The 15041-nt window shown below is 69.9% G+C and carries 13 protein-coding genes and 1 pseudogene; 9 read left to right on the top strand and 5 right to left on the bottom strand.

The features are described 5' to 3' along the window. Positions 1 to 96 precede the first annotated feature (96 nt). Positions 97 to 207: pseudogene (locus tag E4O86_RS24075) on the top strand (BglII/BstYI family type II restriction endonuclease); the annotation flags it as partial. Between the two features lies 1 nt (position 208). On the opposite strand, the gene E4O86_RS19155 reads toward E4O86_RS24075, so the two are convergent. Further along, the gene (locus E4O86_RS19155; RefSeq protein ID WP_161142156.1) at positions 209 to 859 is read right to left on the bottom strand and encodes an MT-A70 family methyltransferase; all 651 of its coding nucleotides are present in this window, start codon (positions 857 to 859) and stop codon (positions 209 to 211) included. Between the two features lie 133 nt (positions 860 to 992). Between E4O86_RS19155 and E4O86_RS19150 the strand changes: the two genes are divergently transcribed. Both E4O86_RS19150 and E4O86_RS19145 read left to right on the top strand, forming a co-directional pair. Beyond that, positions 993 to 1802, top strand: a complete 810-nt coding sequence (locus E4O86_RS19150; protein WP_161142155.1) for a polyphosphate kinase 2 family protein — start codon at positions 993 to 995, stop codon at positions 1800 to 1802. 182 nt (positions 1803 to 1984) lie between these two features. Then, positions 1985 to 3499, top strand: a complete 1515-nt coding sequence (locus E4O86_RS19145) for a capsular polysaccharide export protein, LipB/KpsS family (protein WP_161142154.1) — start codon at positions 1985 to 1987, stop codon at positions 3497 to 3499. On the opposite strand, the gene E4O86_RS19140 is transcribed toward E4O86_RS19145, so the two are convergent. Further along, the gene (locus E4O86_RS19140) at positions 3471 to 4487 is read right to left on the bottom strand and encodes a glycosyltransferase family protein (protein WP_205520971.1); all 1017 of its coding nucleotides are present in this window, start codon (positions 4485 to 4487) and stop codon (positions 3471 to 3473) included. The two genes, E4O86_RS19145 and E4O86_RS19140, sit on opposite strands and share 29 nt — an antisense overlap. Before the next feature lie 379 nt (positions 4488 to 4866). Here E4O86_RS19140 and E4O86_RS19135 point away from each other — a divergent pair, with 379 nt between their 5' ends. Beyond that, positions 4867 to 6012, top strand: coding sequence for a porin (locus tag E4O86_RS19135; RefSeq protein ID WP_161142152.1), 1146 nt, complete (start codon positions 4867 to 4869; stop codon positions 6010 to 6012). 201 nt (positions 6013 to 6213) lie between these two features. After that, positions 6214 to 7692 (top strand): tetratricopeptide repeat-containing sulfotransferase family protein, encoded by a 1479-nt coding sequence (locus E4O86_RS19130; RefSeq protein ID WP_161142151.1) that lies wholly within the window; start codon positions 6214 to 6216, stop codon positions 7690 to 7692. Between the two features lie 4 nt (positions 7693 to 7696). Here the strand turns inward: E4O86_RS19130 and E4O86_RS19125 are convergent, their stop codons facing one another. The 3 genes from E4O86_RS19125 to E4O86_RS19115 form a co-directional block, all read right to left on the bottom strand. After that, positions 7697 to 8266, bottom strand: coding sequence for a hypothetical protein (locus E4O86_RS19125; protein WP_161142150.1), 570 nt, complete (start codon positions 8264 to 8266; stop codon positions 7697 to 7699). A gap of 54 nt (positions 8267 to 8320) precedes the next feature. Further along, positions 8321 to 10042 carry a SulP family inorganic anion transporter gene (locus E4O86_RS19120; protein WP_246206495.1) on the bottom strand — a complete coding sequence of 574 codons (1722 nt, stop codon included), beginning with the start codon at positions 10040 to 10042 and terminating at the stop codon, positions 8321 to 8323. A gap of 133 nt (positions 10043 to 10175) precedes the next feature. Further along, positions 10176 to 11213 (bottom strand): GlxA family transcriptional regulator, encoded by a 1038-nt coding sequence (locus tag E4O86_RS19115; RefSeq protein ID WP_161142149.1) that lies wholly within the window; start codon positions 11211 to 11213, stop codon positions 10176 to 10178. Positions 11214 to 11369: 156 nt separating this feature from the next. Between E4O86_RS19115 and E4O86_RS19110 the strand changes: the two genes are divergently transcribed. The 4 genes from E4O86_RS19110 to E4O86_RS19095 all read left to right on the top strand — a co-directional run. Beyond that, a complete protein-coding gene (locus tag E4O86_RS19110; protein ID WP_161142148.1) occupies positions 11370 to 12620 on the top strand; it encodes a sarcosine oxidase subunit beta family protein in 1251 nt (416 codons plus the stop codon). 30 nt (positions 12621 to 12650) lie between these two features. After that, positions 12651 to 13232 carry an endonuclease domain-containing protein gene (locus E4O86_RS19105; protein WP_343039193.1) on the top strand — a complete coding sequence of 194 codons (582 nt, stop codon included), beginning with the start codon at positions 12651 to 12653 and terminating at the stop codon, positions 13230 to 13232. 135 nt (positions 13233 to 13367) lie between these two features. Continuing rightward, positions 13368 to 13739 (top strand): sarcosine oxidase subunit delta family protein, encoded by a 372-nt coding sequence (locus tag E4O86_RS19100; RefSeq protein WP_161142147.1) that lies wholly within the window; start codon positions 13368 to 13370, stop codon positions 13737 to 13739. Next, a partial coding sequence (locus E4O86_RS19095; protein WP_161142146.1) for a 2Fe-2S iron-sulfur cluster-binding protein occupies positions 13736 to 15041 on the top strand: 1306 nt, incomplete at its 3' end. The genes E4O86_RS19100 and E4O86_RS19095, both read left to right, overlap by 4 nt.

The raw sequence follows: 15041 nt of genomic DNA, 5'->3' as shown, positions 1-15041 counted from the left end.
CGCCGGCCTCCAATCCGGCAGACAGCTTGAATCATCTCAGCGCTGATTTGGGAATCCCGATTCAATTAGGTCGGGTAACGCTCTAGCGACAAGTTTGGCGAAGCGACCACGCATTGGCGCAAGCTTCAGGACCGCGTTCTGCGAGGCGTGGGCAATCCGTGCCCGCTCGTGCTCCTAGGTATTCCCGACACAGTAGTGTCGTTTTAACTCAGTCAGCCGCGTTCACCCGAACGCTCGAGTTGAAGGCATAGGTGTCCCAAGTCGGACGATAGCTCTCGTCGGCCTGGTTGCCCCAATAGGTCCAGCCGGGCCGGGTGCCCCGCGCGAAGAGCTCCAGATACGGCCCCTTGGAACAGCTCTCGATCAGCTCGTATTGCTCGTCTGGCTTGCGGGAGTGCTCGCGCTTGCGCGAGGCGATGTAGTTCACCTGGCTCCGCCCCGGCGGAAGCGTTCGCGCGTTCTTTCCTCTCACCCCGAACAGGAGGATTTCGGTCACGTTTCGGAAGTAGAACCCGACGCCGCGGCCGTCCGATCCCCCGTCCTTGCGCACCTTGTGCCAGACGATGTTCGACTTGTATTCGAAGCCCCAGGCCGCCAGCACGCGAATGCCGTCCGGCAGGAGCGCGTTCGGCACCCAGAGATAGAGGTGCGCCGGCGACGCCGTCAGGTCCGCAACGGGCAGCGCGCAAATCTCCTCGGTGGTCATCGTCCCGTAGCGCGCGAGGCGGCGATGCTCGGGCGCCACCTTGCCGGTCCGATTGGTGAAGCGCCAAGGCGGGTCGGCAAGCACGGTGTGGAAGCGCTTCCCGGCCGTGTGCCGGGCGAGGTTCAGCACCGTATCCACCTCAGGCTTGCTCATGGCTGCTCCTTCGGGACGCTGCCGGACGAGAACATAAGAAGAACAACTTTGCAAGACCTACAGAGCACGATTCGGCGCGCTAGGATACCATCGTCGCCGGCCGCTCGCCGGGGCACATGAAAGGCCACGGCAGATGACCTCCCTCGACGACCTCCTCGTCCCGCCCGGTTCGAAGGTCCGCCTCGCGGACCGCGACCCGGAGACGACGCTGCATTATGCCGACAAGCGGGAAGCGAAGGCCGCGACCGCCCAGGACGCCGCCGAGATCGACCGGCTGCAGGACATTCTCTACGCGGAGGGGCGGCGCGCGCTCCTCGTGATCCTGCAGGGCACCGACACCGCAGGCAAGGACGGCACGATCCGCGACGTCTTCAACCGGACCGGCCCGATCGGCATCCGCGTCATGCCCTTCCGCGCGCCGAGCGAGGAAGACCTCGCCCACGATTTCCTCTGGCGCGTGCACCGCAGCGTGCCGTCGCGCGGCACGATCGGCATCTTCAACCGCTCGCACTACGAGGACGTGCTGGTCGTGAAGGTGCGCGAACTGGTGCCCGCCGACGAGATCGAGCGGCGCTACGAGCAGATCAACGCCTTCGAGAAGATGCTGGTCGAGACCGGCACGACCATTCTCAAGTTCATGCTGCACATCTCGAAGGGCGAGCAGAAGAAGCGCCTGCAGGCGCGCCTCGACGATCCGCGCAAGCACTGGAAGTTCCGCGCCGGCGACCTCGACGACCGTGCCCGCTGGGACGATTTCCAAGCGGCCTACGAGACGATGCTCTCGCGCTGCTCGACGGAATGGGCGCCCTGGCGCATCGTCCCGGCCGACCGCAAATGGGTGCGCAGCGCCGCGATCGCCTCGATCGTGCGCCGCACCCTCGAGGACATGGAGCCGCGCTATCCGGTGCCGGACTGGAAGCCCGAGGACTTCAAGATAGTGTGATCCCGTTACAGCTCTGCACCTTGCGCGCGCGGGCGGAGAGGACCATGCTCCACTCGGGGTGCGTCTTCGCGACCTGCCGGTTCGGCGGTTGCGATATTGCAGTGCAGCGTGTACGTTCCCGTTCGGCGGCATCGAAGCCGGCCTGAACGCGGCAAGCGTAGATTCGCTCGGGGCAGGGTTCGATGTTGCGGTCAGCGTCCGACGATCAGAGCCTGTTGCGTCGCCAGACGGATGCCGACAACCTGAGACGACCTCGATCTCCCGTTTCGCGCCTGTACGAGGCGGGCGCGCACGCCTTCGCGCCCGTGACCGTCCACGGAGATCTCGCGCCGGAAGCGCCGCCCGCGCTCTCGGAGCGGCCGCTGGTCGTGCTGCTCCAGGGGCCTGTCGGACCGTTCTTCAGCCGCCTGCAGGCGCATCTCGAGGCGAGCGGCTACCGTACGATCCGGATCAACTTCAACGCCTCGGACTGGCTCTTTTCGCGCAAGCGCAACGCTGTCAAGTTCGTCGGGGACGCCGCCCGGTGGGAGCGCTGGTTCGAAGCGTTCGTCCAGGACGCGCGGCCGGACTGCATCCTCTATTTCGGCTGCCAGCGCGAGATCCACAGGATCGCGCTCGCGGTTGCGGACCGCTTCCAGGTCCCGACCTTCAGCTTCGAGGAAGGCTATCTGCGCCCCGGCTTCATCACGATGGAGCCGCGCGGCAACAATTCGCTCTCGCCGCTCGCCGCGCGCGCGCCCGCGCTGACGGCGCCCGTGCCGCCGGAGGAGCTTCCCGCCCCGGGTCCGGATTGCGGCTTCGTCGGCATGTGCGCCTATGCCTGGGCCTATTACGTCTTCCGGAGCCTGACCCAGGCCTTCTACGGCAGGACCGTGTTCCACCGCAGCCGGCCGATCCTGCCGGAGCTCTTCCGCTGGCTGCGGAACCTCACCCGCAAGGGCCTCCACGTCCCGGCCAACCGCAAGCTGATGGACGAGCTCACCACGTCGGCGTCCCGGCGCTATTTCGTGGTGGCGCTCCAGGTCCACGATGACATGCAGCTGCGGTGCAGCGGCCGGGGCTGGACCAACGAACGGCTCATCCAGGCGAGCCTCGCCTCGTTCGTCCGCTCCGCGCCCGACGACGCCATCCTCGTCTTCAAGGTCCATCCGCTCGAACGCGGCCATGGGCAGCCGCGCGCCTTCATCCGGCGCAAGGCCAGGATCTTCGGGTGCGAGGACCGCGTCCGCGTGCTCGACGACGGCTCGATCAGCCAGGTGCTGCAGCACTCGCGCGGCCTCCTGACCGTCAACAGCAGCTCCGCCCTCTCAGCGCTCTATCACGGCGTGCCGATCCTGCTTCTCGGCGAATCGCTGGTCCGCCATCCGGAATTCGCCGCCTGCGCGGAATCGGCCGCGGACATCGACCGCTTCTGGACCGGCGCGAAGGCGGCGGATCTCGGCGAGGCGCGCAATCTTCTCGACAATCTCCGCCGCGAAGCGCTCATCCCCGGCAGCTATTACAGCTCGGTCGGGGAGGCGGAGACGATGAGGCGCGTCATCGGCCGCATCGAGAGCGCCGGGATCGCGGCCGCGGTGCGGCGCCGGCAGCTCTCCCTCGTCATCGGCGGCCAGTTCCACCGCCCGGCCCCGCGGGCCGCGGCCGAGCCCGTGGAAGGCATGACCCGGCTCAAGGAGGCGGGGGAGGGGACGGCCTGACCCGGTCGCCCGCCTCGATCCCGAAACGCTCGAGCCAGAAGCGGCGGACGCGCTCCGGATTTCCGATCCGGCGGGCGAGCGCCTGCCCCGCCTGGGCGAGGCGAAGCCGGGCCGGGGCGTCCTCGGCGAGATCGAGGATCGCCTGCGTCCAGGCGGCGGGGTCCGGTCCGAGGAGGAGCCCCCCGCTCGCGCCGGCAGCGCCCGCATAGGGCTCGCAATCGCTGTAGATCCCGGCCGCGCCGAACTGGGCGATCTCGAGAACCTTGCTGATCGAGCGGGCGCGGTTGAACGCGGTGTCGCGGAGCGGCGCGAGCGCGATGTCGTAGCGGCTTCGTTCGAGGCGTCGCCGGTGGGCCGGCCATGCGCGCGGCGGAAGGTGCCGGACGTTCGGCAGCCCGCTGAGCTCCGGCGGGGCGTGACGGCCGAGGAAGGTGGTCAGGCCGAGCGCCGGCCGGCTCTCGAGCGCGGCGCGGATTCCCGCTGCGACGAGGCGTATGTCGTCGAGATGCGAGCGCGTCGCGGGCAGGATCATCCGGACCGGGCCGCGCCCGGCGGCGCCCGGCGCGGGAAGCGCGCGGGGCCACAGGCACGGCTGCAGCACGGCGCTTCTCCGCCCGGGCAGGTGCGCCAGGATGGCAGGGGTCGGGGCGATCACCTCCGTGGCGCATTCCACAATCCGGGGCAGATCCCGTTCGCGGAACCGCATGAGCCGCGCGCGGTAGTCTTCGGGCAGCCCCGCGTTCATGTCGATGGCCCAGAGATCGTCGTCGAGCAGGTAGTGGATCTCCGCCGCCGACGCGGCCGCGCGCATCGCCGCCCCGTCCGCATAGCGGATGATGACGAGATGGCTGCCGCACCGGAACGCCGTCCGGCCGACCGCAACGATGGGTCTCCCGGCCTGCCACGGCCAATGCCGGACGAGGTCCGCGAGGGCGAACCCGAAATAGAGGTCGACGGTCGGAATCGCCCCGGCTCGGTCCGCTCTCATCCTTCCAGCCGCCTTTCGAACGATTCGCTTCGCGCTGCCGGTCCTCCATCGGGCCGGCAGCGCCCCTGCCTCATTTCGCCGTCGGCGCGGCGCCTGAACAGTCTCCGCCGTACTCCCACCGTGGAAAACCCGGCCGGAAGCCCCGAAAACCAGTCACTTTCGTGGCAAAACTGCAACATGGATTTGCAAAGGGGGCGGGCCTCCCAAGAACCCGTTGCCCGCAGCATCGGGATGAATAGTGTCTCCGAAGGCAGCCGATCGGCAGCCACTGTTCCGCAGCGAACAGCCCAAGGGTGGGGGCCCAAATCTTCCGAACCGTCGCCTGTGCGGCAGAGGGATGTCGGTCTCTCCCTTACCAACTTGGACTGGAGGTCTAGTAATGAATCTTAAGAGCCTTCTCTTCGGCTCGGCGGCCACCCTGATGGTCGTCACCGGAGCACAGGCCGCCGACCTTCCGATGGCGGCCGAGCCGGTCGACTACGTCAAGGTTTGCGATGCTTTCGGCACCGGTTTCTTCTACATCCCGGGCACCGAAACCTGCATGAAGATCGGCGGCTACGTCCGCGTCGACACGAACTACCGCGAGCCGACCTCGCGGGCTTCGAACTCGTTCGGCGAGCGCGCCCGCGCTTCGATCACGATCGACACCCGCACGCAGACCGATATCGGCATGGTGCGGTCCTTCCTCCAGGTCTGGGCGACGAACGGCCCGGCCGGCACGGCGACCGGCGTCGGCGCAGGCCTGAACCTGTGGGATGCCTTCGTTCAGATCCAGAACGACATCGGCACCTTCACGGCCGGTCGTACCGGGTCGAACTTCGACTTCCTCGGCTCGGTCACCTGGAACGGCGCCTGGGGTCAGATCGACGATCCGACGACCCAGATCAACATGCTGGCCTACACCTTCACGGCGGGCGGCGGCTTCTCGGGCACGATCGCCATCGAGGATCCGAATTCGACCGGTCGTAGCGCCGTCATCGACAACGATGGCACTGCCGGCCAGCGTTATCCGGACCTCGTCGCGAATGTCCGCGTCGACCAGGGCTGGGGTTCCGCGGCCCTCATGGGCGCCCTGCACTCCGTGCGTCCGATGGTTGCCGCCGTCGAGACCGAGCTCGGCTGGGCGATCGGCGCCGGCCTCGAAGTCAACGTCCCGGGCACGGGCATCGGCTTCCAGGCTCAGGGCACCTACGCTCGCGGCGCTTCGACCTATGCCACCGCGCTGGGCGTTCCCGACGCGACCGAAGTCGGCAACGACCTGAAGCTCTATGACGTGTGGTCGATCCGCGCCGGCTTCACCGCCGCCGTCACCCCGACCATCACCGCCGTGATCGACGGCAGCTACACGGACATCGACTCTCCGGCGGCTGGCCTCGGCGACGAGCAGTACTGGGCCGTGCAGGGCAACCTGCGCTGGAGCCCGGTGAAGGGTCTGGCGATCGGTCCGGAGCTTGGCTACGGCCGCTTCGAAGAGGCGGACACCGATCAGTGGAGCGGCATGCTCCGCGTTCAGCGCAGCTTCTGATCCGATCGGATCCAGGTGCTTTGGGGAGCCCGGCCTTGTGCCGGGCTCTTCTTTTTGTGACTCCCGCGCCCGGCCGGCTCCTCGCCTCGCTCTCTCCCTGATCCTTGTGACGCGACATCATGCGGCATAGTTTCGGCGCGGCATGAGCATCTTCCGTTTCGACAGGCCCGCGCCGCCGCGGCATGGCGGGTGCGCCGCGCCATGAGCGCAGAGGCGGCGGCGCGCACGGCATCGGGGCTGATCCGGGCCGGCCGCCCGGCCGAGGCGCTCGAGATTCTGCGTGGAATTCCCCGGAGCGCGGCGAAGGCCCCCGAGATCCGCCACCTTGCCGGACTGGCACAGCTCGCGCTCGGGCGGGTCGCCGAGGCGGAGGCGGAGCTCCGGAAGGCCGCGCAGAAGGCGCCGCGCTCGCCCGCGATCCTGCGGAGCCTCGGCGATTGTCTGCTGCAGGCGGACGATCCGAAGGGCGCCGAGGCCTGCTACCGCAAGGCGCTCTCGGCCGCGCCGGGCGACGCCGACACCGCGGCGCGCCTTGCCGGCGTTCTCCTCTATCAGGGCCGGCGGGAGGAGGCGCACGAGCGCTACCGGGCCCTCATTGCCGCCGGCGCGGCGACGCCGCCCGTATTGGCCGGTTTCGCGGGCTCCACGGAATTTGAGGCCGAGCCGCCGGAGCTGGGATCGATCCTGAAACTGGCGGCGCAGCCAGGTCTCGGCGCCGCCGAGCGCCGGATGCTCCATTTCGCGGCTGCGAAGATCGCGCGCGATCTCGGCCGTCCCGACGCGGAATTCGAGCACTATGCCGCGGGGAAGGCCGCGCAGGCGCGCGGCTTCGACGTGTCGGCCTTCGCGCGCTGGGCCGACGCGCTGAAGCAGGCGACGCCGCCCGCCTTCTTCGCGGCTCGGAGCGATTTCGGCGTGCCGAGCGGGCGGCCGATCTTCATCTTCGGAATGCCGCGCTCCGGCACGACCCTGATCGAGCAGATTCTCGGCGCGCACCCGGACGTGCACCCGGCCGGCGAACTGCCGTTCTTCGCGCGCGCCGTCGCCGCGGCCGGCCTGCCGGACGGGCATGCCGGGGCGGGAGGCGAAGGTCTGGTCGGCCGCGGCCTCGCCGCGCTCGGCCGCGAGCAGTCCGTCCGGCTCGGCGAGGCCTATCTCGCCGGCATCCGCTCGGCCGCCCCGCGCATCACGGACAAGCTGCCGCACAATTTCCTGCATCTCTGGCTGATCGCGCTCGTCTTTCCGCGCGCGACCTTCATCCACGCCGTGCGGGATCCCGTGGCGACGTGCTTCTCCTGTTTCACGACCGATCTCGGCGATTGGCACGCTTATACGCGCGACCTGCCGACCCTCGGCGCCTATTACCGCGTCTATCGCGATCTGATGGCGCACTGGACGCGGGTGCTGCCGGTGCCGATCGTCGAGATGCGCTACGAGGCGCTGGTCGCCACGCCGGAGCCCGAGATCCGGCGGATGCTCGACGCCGCCGGGCTCGGCTGGGACGAGCGTCTCCTCCGCTTCCACGAATCGGCGCGCCTGGCCCGCACCGCGAGCTACGCGCAGGTGCGCGAGCCGCTCCACGGCCGCCGGCTGGAGGCTTGGCGTCCCTTCGCCGGGAAGCTCGGGCCGCTCTTCGAGGCGCTGGGGGATCTCGCGCCGGAGGCTGCCGCTCCCGGCTGATCCCTCAGCCCGCCGGCGGGCTCGTGCGGAAGCTGTCCTCGATACGCTCGATCAGCGGGGCGTAGCGCGGCTTCGCGGCCGCGGGGAACTCGATCCCGAAGGCGTGCACCGCGCCTCCGCGGAAGACGTATTTCTCGTAGAAGATCTGGTCGCCGCGGAAGCCGGAGAGGACGAGCCAGCTGCGGCCGCGCGGGCTGTAGGTCACGTCGGTATAGCCGTCCGCGCCGACGAGCCGGGCCTCCAGGGAGGAGGGTGTCTCCCCGTCGCGATTGTGCCACGCAAAGGCCTGGAGCGTGGCGTCGGGCGCAAGGAAGCGGCGGCCGGGAGCGTCCGCGGAGGGCGGCGCGGGCCGGAAGACGCGATCGGGATAGCTGAGGCTAGTGCCGAACCGGCCGTCCACATAGACCGTCCAGTTGTTGCCGGCCGGCAGGAACACGTCGTCGCCGGGCAGGGCGGAGGCCGCAGGACGGGCGGGCGACGGTCCGGCCGCCGTCGCGGGCGCGGCGGCGGCGAGGCAGGGAAGGACGACGGCGACGGCGCCGAGCAGGCGGCGGCGCGGCAGGATCCGGGTCATCGGGCTCGCTCCGGTAAGCATCTCGGCCGTGAAACGAACGGCGAGGCGATCCGTTCAGCGCGCGGCGAGCGTGCGGGCCTTTTCGACCGCCTCTCCGAGATCGGCGGCGAAGAGGAGGTCGCCCTGACCGGGGCCGAAGCCCATCTGGGTCAGGATCTGGCGCGGCTGGGGCTGCACGCCCGTGACGATCACCTTGGTGCCCATGGCCTTGCAGCGCTTGACGAAATCGCGGAGCGCGCCGACCCCGGACGTATCCACGAACGGCACCTCGCGCATGCGCACGATGAAGACCCGCGGATGCTGCCAGCCGCGGTCGAGAAGCTCGATCAGCCGGCCGGCCGCGCCGAAGAAGAGCGGGCCGCGGAGCTGGAAGACATCGACGCCCTGCGGCAGGTCGGCCCGCTGGTCGCTGGGGGCGCTCGTCCGCGCGAAGTCGTCGACATCCTCCTCGATCGGGCTCGCGCCGTGCTGGACGGTCACGACCTCGGCCATGCGGTGCATGAAGAGGATCGCGGCGAGGACGACGCCGACCTCGATCGCGAAGGTGAGATCGACGAGCACGGTCAGCCCGAACGTCAGGAGGAGCACCAGGCGGTCGCCGATCGGCGCCGAGAGCAGGTGCCTGAACTTGTCGATCTCGCTCATGTTCCAGGCGACGATGACGAGCACGGCCGCGAGGCTCGCAAGCGGCACGTAGGCGGCGAGCGGCGCCGCGACCAGCATGAAGAGGAGCACGAAGCCGGCATGGAGGATGCCCGCCACCGGCGAGCGCGCCCCGGAGCGGATGTTGGTGGCCGTGCGGGCGATCGCGCCGGTCGCGGGCAGGCCGCCGAAGAGGGCGGATGCCGTGTTCGCGACGCCCTCGGCGACGAGCTCGCAGTTCGACCGGTGCCGCCCGCCCGTCATGCCGTCGGCGACGACCGCCGAAAGCAGGCTCTCCACGCCGGCGAGGAACGCGATCGTGAAGGCGCTCGGGAGCAGCGTGGTGACGCGCTCGAGGCTCATTTCCGGAAATTGCGGGGCGGGCAGGGTGGAGGGTATGCCGCCGAAGACGGAGCCGATCGTGTCGAGCTCCAGCCCGAGCGCCCAGGCGGCGACCGAGGCGACCGTCACGGCGACCAGGAAGGCCGGCCATCTCGGCGCCCAGCGGCGCATCGCGAGGATGAGGGCGAGCGCGCCGAAGGAGACCGCGAGCGTCGTCGGCGAGATGCTCGCGCGCGCTTCCCAGAAGGCCGGCCATTTCTCCAGGAACTCGGCGGGGACGCTGGCCATCTCCAGGCCGAGCAGGTCCTTCACCTGGCTGGTGAAGATGATGACGGCGATGCCGGCGGTGAAGCCGGTCACGACCGGCTCGGGAATGTACTTGATCCAGGTCCCGAGCCGCGCGAGGCCCGCGACCACGAGCATCAGCCCGGCCATCAGCGTCGCGAGCACCAGCCCGTCATAGCCGTGGGCCTGGATGACGTTGAAGACCACGACGACGAAGGCGCCGGTCGGGCCGCCGATCTGGACGCGGCTGCCGCCGAGGGCGGAAATCAGGACGCCCGCGACGACGACCGTCACGAGGCCCTTGTCCGGGGTCGATCCGCTCGCGATGGCGAGCGCCATGGCGAGCGGCAGCGCAACGATCGCCACCGTCAGGCCGGCAATCGCGTCGACGCGGAATTCCGCCGCGCCGTAGCCCTGCCTGAGGATGGTGACGAGCTTCGGAACGAAGAGATGCCATGCGGGCGGGCGCCGGAACGCTCCCGCTGCCGCCATATCGCGCATTGCCATGTCGCATGCCCCGCGCCGGTTGTTCACCGGCCGACCCCGCTTTGTTCATCAGCCATTCGCAGCCCGGATTCAAGGGCCGCCTTGCCGGCGTACATCATGCCGCAGCTGCGAAAGAGGTGCGCGTGCCACGGTCTCAGGGCGCCGACGCGCGTTCCCGCCCGGGTCGTTCCTGCTGTGGCGAGCGACCGTAGAGCTCGCGGTAGCATTTCGAGAAATGCGAGGCCGACACGAACCCGCAGGCGACCGCGACCTCCACGATCGGCGCGTCGGACTGGCTGAGCAGGTGCTGCGCCCGGTCGAGCCGGACCTCCAGGTAGTAGCGCGCCGGCGACCGCCCGAGATTGCGCCGGAAGAGCCGCTCGATCTGTCGCCGCGACAGGCCGGCATGGCGGGCGATCTCGATCAGCGAGAGCGGATCGGCGATGTTCGCCTCCATCAGCTCGATGATGAAGAGGAGCTTCGTGTTCTGCAGCCCCAGCCGCGCCCGGAGCGGAAGGCGCTGGCGGTCGGTCGCCGCGCGCATCCGGTCGGTCAGCGCCTGCTCGCACACCCTGGTGACGACGCTCTCGTCCAGGTGCTCGCCGATGAGATGCAGCATCATGTCGAGCGATGCCGTGCCGCCGGCGCAGGTGTGGCAGTTGCGGTCGACCTCGAAGAGGTCGGCCTGCACGTCCGCCTCCGGGAAGCGCTCGGCGAAGACGGGCAGCGATTCCCAGTGGATCGCGCAGCGGCGGCCGTCGAGCACGCCTGCATCGGCGAGCACCCAGGCGCCGGTATCGAGCGCGCCGAGCGCGATGCCCTGGCGGTCGAGCGAGACGAGCCAGGCATTGAGGTTGCGGTCGCGGAAGCGCTCGACCCCGAGCGAACCGCAGACGAAGACGTAGTCCGGCCGCTCCTCGGAGCGCACGCGGTCGCGCGCCTCGCGCAGCGACATGTCGACGGCGAGCCGGATTCCGTTCGATGCGCGCGCGGGCTCGCCGTCGAGCGAGACCAGGCTCCAGCGGTAGACGTCGCGGCCGATCATCCGGTTGGCGATCCGCAGCGGCTCGATCGCCATCGCGAAGGCGATCATGGTGAAGTTGGGGATGAGCACGAAGAAGAAGCGCTTCTCCCTGGCGACCTTCACCTTCGCGGTCGTGACGTTCGGCTGCTCGAGGACGTGCGCGCCCATGTCGCCATCAAAGCTCTGTGCCGGAAGAGGCTAGTCCGGCTCCGGGCGCAACTCAATCTGCGAAATCCGGGTGGTGGACGGGATCCTCCGCCTGCTGCGACACGGCTCGCCGCATCCGCGGTTGCCCGCTTCCGCGCGGCTCCCTAAACCGGTGGGATGCAGCGCTACAGCATCGTCTCGCTGGTCAGGGAGGGGTTGCGGGGCCACGCGGGCTGGCGGGCCGCCTGGCGCTTTCCCGAGCCGAAGCCCGCCTACGATGCGGTGATCGTGGGCGGAGGCGGACACGGGCTCGCCACCGCCTATTATCTCGCGCGCGAGCACGGCATGACCGATATCGCCGTCCTCGAGAAGGGCTGGATCGGCGGCGGCAATTCCGGCCGCAACACCACCATCATCCGCTCCAACTACCTGAACGACGAGAGCGCCGCGATCTACCAGCTCGCGCTCGATCTCTGGACCGAGCTCGGCCGCACGCTCGACTTCAACATCATGATGAGCCATCGCGGCGTCCTGAACCTCGCGCATGACGAGGGCGAGGCGCGCCAGCTCCGGCGCCGGGTCGAGGCGAACCGGCTGAACGGCATCGATGCCGAATGGCTGGAGCCCGCCGACGTGAAGGATTTCTGCCCGCCGATCGAGATCGCGCCGACGGCCCGCTATCCCGTCCTCGGCGCCACGCTCCAGCGCTCGGGCGGCGTGAACCGGCACGATGCCGTCGTCTGGGGTCTTGCGCGCGCGGCGGATTCGATGGGTGTCGACATCATCCAGCAATGCGAGGTGACCGCCATCCGGGTCGAGAACGGCGCGGTCGCCGGCGTGGAGACCACGCGCGGACCGATCCGCGCGCCGAAGGTCGCGGCCGTCGCCGCCGGGCACAGCAGCGTGCTGGCGAAGATGGTCGGGATCGGGCTGCCGATCGAGAGCCATCCGCTGCAGGCGCTCGTCTCCGAGCCGCTGAAGCCGGTCATTCCCTGCGTGGTGATGTCGAACGCCGTCCACGTCTATGTGAGCCAGTCCGACAAGGGCGAACTCGTGATCGGGGCGGGGATCGACCCCTACCTCTCCTACACCCAGCGCGGCTCGTTCGACATCATCGAGCACCAGATGGCGGCGCTCGTCGAGCTCTTTCCCTTCATGTCGCGGGTCAGGATGATGCGGCAATGGGGCGGCATCGTCGACGTCTCGCCGGATGCGAGCCCGATCATCTCCGGGACGGACGTGAAGGGCTTCTATCTCAATTGCGGCTGGGGCACCGGCGGCTGGAAGGCGACGCCGGGTTCCGGCCGGGTCTTCGCCGATCTCGTCGCCCGCGACGAGCCGAACGCGATCGCCGCGCCGTTCTCGCTCGCGCGCTTCGCGAGCGGCGCGCTCGTCGCCGAACACGGCGCCGCCGCCGTGGCGCATTGAGGGGGAGGGAGGGATGCCTCTTCGGGTGGCGTGTCGGACGGGACGTTCGGTTTTCTTCTGCCTCTGCTTCGTGACGGCAAGGGGCTCACAGGCGCCCGCGAAATCTCCGCTGTCGGGGAGGATCTGATGCCCCGCAGGGATATTGACGCGAAAGTCCGTCACCGGGCGCGGACACTCCGGAAGAGCAGCACGCTGGGTGAAAGGGTGATGCGGGATCACCTCCGCGCCCTTCGCCCGTTCGGAGCGCATTTCCGCCGCGAAGCGCCGATCGGCCCCTATGTCGTGGATTTTGCCTGGCTTTCGGCGCGGATCGTGATCGAGATCGACGGCGCGTCGCACGATTTGCCCGGCCGCGCCGAGCAGGATGCCGTGCGCGACCGCTTCTTGAGGGCGGAAGGGTTCCGGGTGGTCCGGGTTCGGGATGCGGACGTGCTTGCCGGCTCGGCTGAGGCCTTTGCCCGGATCGAGGACGCGCTTCGGCCGCATCTGAGACATGTCGGGCCGAATGACCCCTCCCCTGGCCCCTCCCCACGAGGGGGAGGGGGAGGGAAGCGGCGCAGCGCCGGCGTGCGGACCAAGGGAGAAGACGGCTACAGAGAAGACGATGCGTAATCGGACGACGACGTTGCAGCAGGAGGAGCGACTGCCCTCAACGTTGCCGGCATTCTCGTTCTCCCGGCCTACACCCCTCCCCCTTGTGGGGAGGGGCTGGGGGAGGGGGTCAAGGCCATTGGTTGCGGCCCCTCCATGCTCCTGATTCCCTGCCCCTATTGCGGCGAGCGCGACATCGCCGAATTCGGCTATGGCGGCGAGGCGCATCGCGCCCGGCCGGCCGACCCCGCCGCGCTGTCGGACGCCGAATGGGCCGGCTACCTCTTCATGCGGCGCAATCCGAAGGGCGTCTTCGCCGAGCGCTGGCACCATGCGGCGGGCTGCCGGCGCTGGTTCAATCTCGTCCGCGACACGGCGACGGACGCGATCCTCGCCGTCTACAAGGCGGGCGAGCCGCAGCCCGAAATCGCGGCGGAGCCGCCTCGGACCCCCTCCGGCGAGCCTCCGATCGGCTCGGGCAACGAGGGCGCGCGGATCGCCCTTCCGGGCGAGGGCGACGCGCCGTGACCGGGCAGACGAACCGGCTGCCGACCGGCGGGCTGATCGATCGCGGCCGGACGATCCGCTTCAGCTTCGACGGCCGCTCCTATGCCGGCCATCCGGGCGACACGCTCGCCTCGGCGCTCCTCGCAAACGGCGAGCCCATGGTGGCGCGCTCCTTCAAGTACCACCGGCCGCGCGGCATTCTGGGCGCCGGGTCGGAGGATCCGGCCGCGCTCGTCGAGATCGTGGGGGAGGGCGGCGTGCGGGACCCGAACACGCGCGCCACCGAGCAGGAGATCTATGACGGGCTGGTCGCGCGGGCGCAGAATTGCTGGCCGTCGCTCCGGCACGATCTCAACGCGGTGAACGACCTTCTCGCGCCCTTCCTGCCGGCGGGCTTCTACTACAAGACCTTCAAGGGGCCGCCGGCGAGCTGGATGTTCTTCGAGCCCTTCATCCGCCGCGCCGCCGGTCTCGGCCACGCGCCGGAGGGGGCGGACCCGGACGGCTATGAGAGCGTGAACCGCCATTGCGACGTGCTCGTGATCGGCGGCGGCGCGGCCGGGCTCTCGGCGGCGCTCGCGGCCGGCCGCGCCGGGGCGCGGGTGATCCTCGCGGAGGAGACGGCGGCGCTCGGGGGCCGGCTCCTCGGGATCGACCCGGCGGCGGTCGCGATCGACGGCAAGGCGCCTGCCGAATGGATCGCGGGCGTCCGTGCGGCGCTCGGCGAAATGGCGGAGGTGAGCGTGCTCACCCGCACGGCGGCCATCGGCTATTACGGCCAGAATTTCGTCGCGCTCTGCGAGGCCGTCACGGACCACCTGCCGCCCGCCAAGCGGCCGCTCCGGCTGCCGCGCCAGCGGCTCTGGCGCGTGCGGGCGAAGGAGGTGGTGCTGGCGACCGGGGCGCTGGAGCGGCCGATCGCGTTCCACGGCAACGACCGGCCGGGCATCATGCTCGCCGGCGCGGTCGCGACCTATATCCATCGCTACGGCGTGCTGCCGGGGCGGCGCGTCGCGGTGCTCGCCAACAACGATTCCGGCTGGCACGCTGCCTTCGACATCGCCGCGGCCGGCGCGGCGGTCGTCGCGATCGTCGACGTCCGCTCGGAGATCGCTCCCCCGTTCCTCGCCGAAGCGGCCCGCCGCGGCATCCCGATCCACGCTTCCGCGACGGTGACCGGAACCGAGGGCCGCCGGCGGATCAGGAGCATTTCGGTGGCGCCGCTCGCCGGCAGCGGCGGCGCGGTCCGGATCGGCTGCGATCTCCTTGCGGTCGCCGGCGGCTACGCGCCGAGCGTCGCGCTCTTCTCCCAGTCGCGCGGCA

Source organism: Propylenella binzhouense, from assembly GCF_009866965.1.
GTDB classification, from domain to species: Bacteria; Pseudomonadota; Alphaproteobacteria; order Rhizobiales; family Afifellaceae; genus Propylenella; species Propylenella binzhouense.
This window is presented reverse-complemented; position numbering and strand designations above follow the sequence as displayed.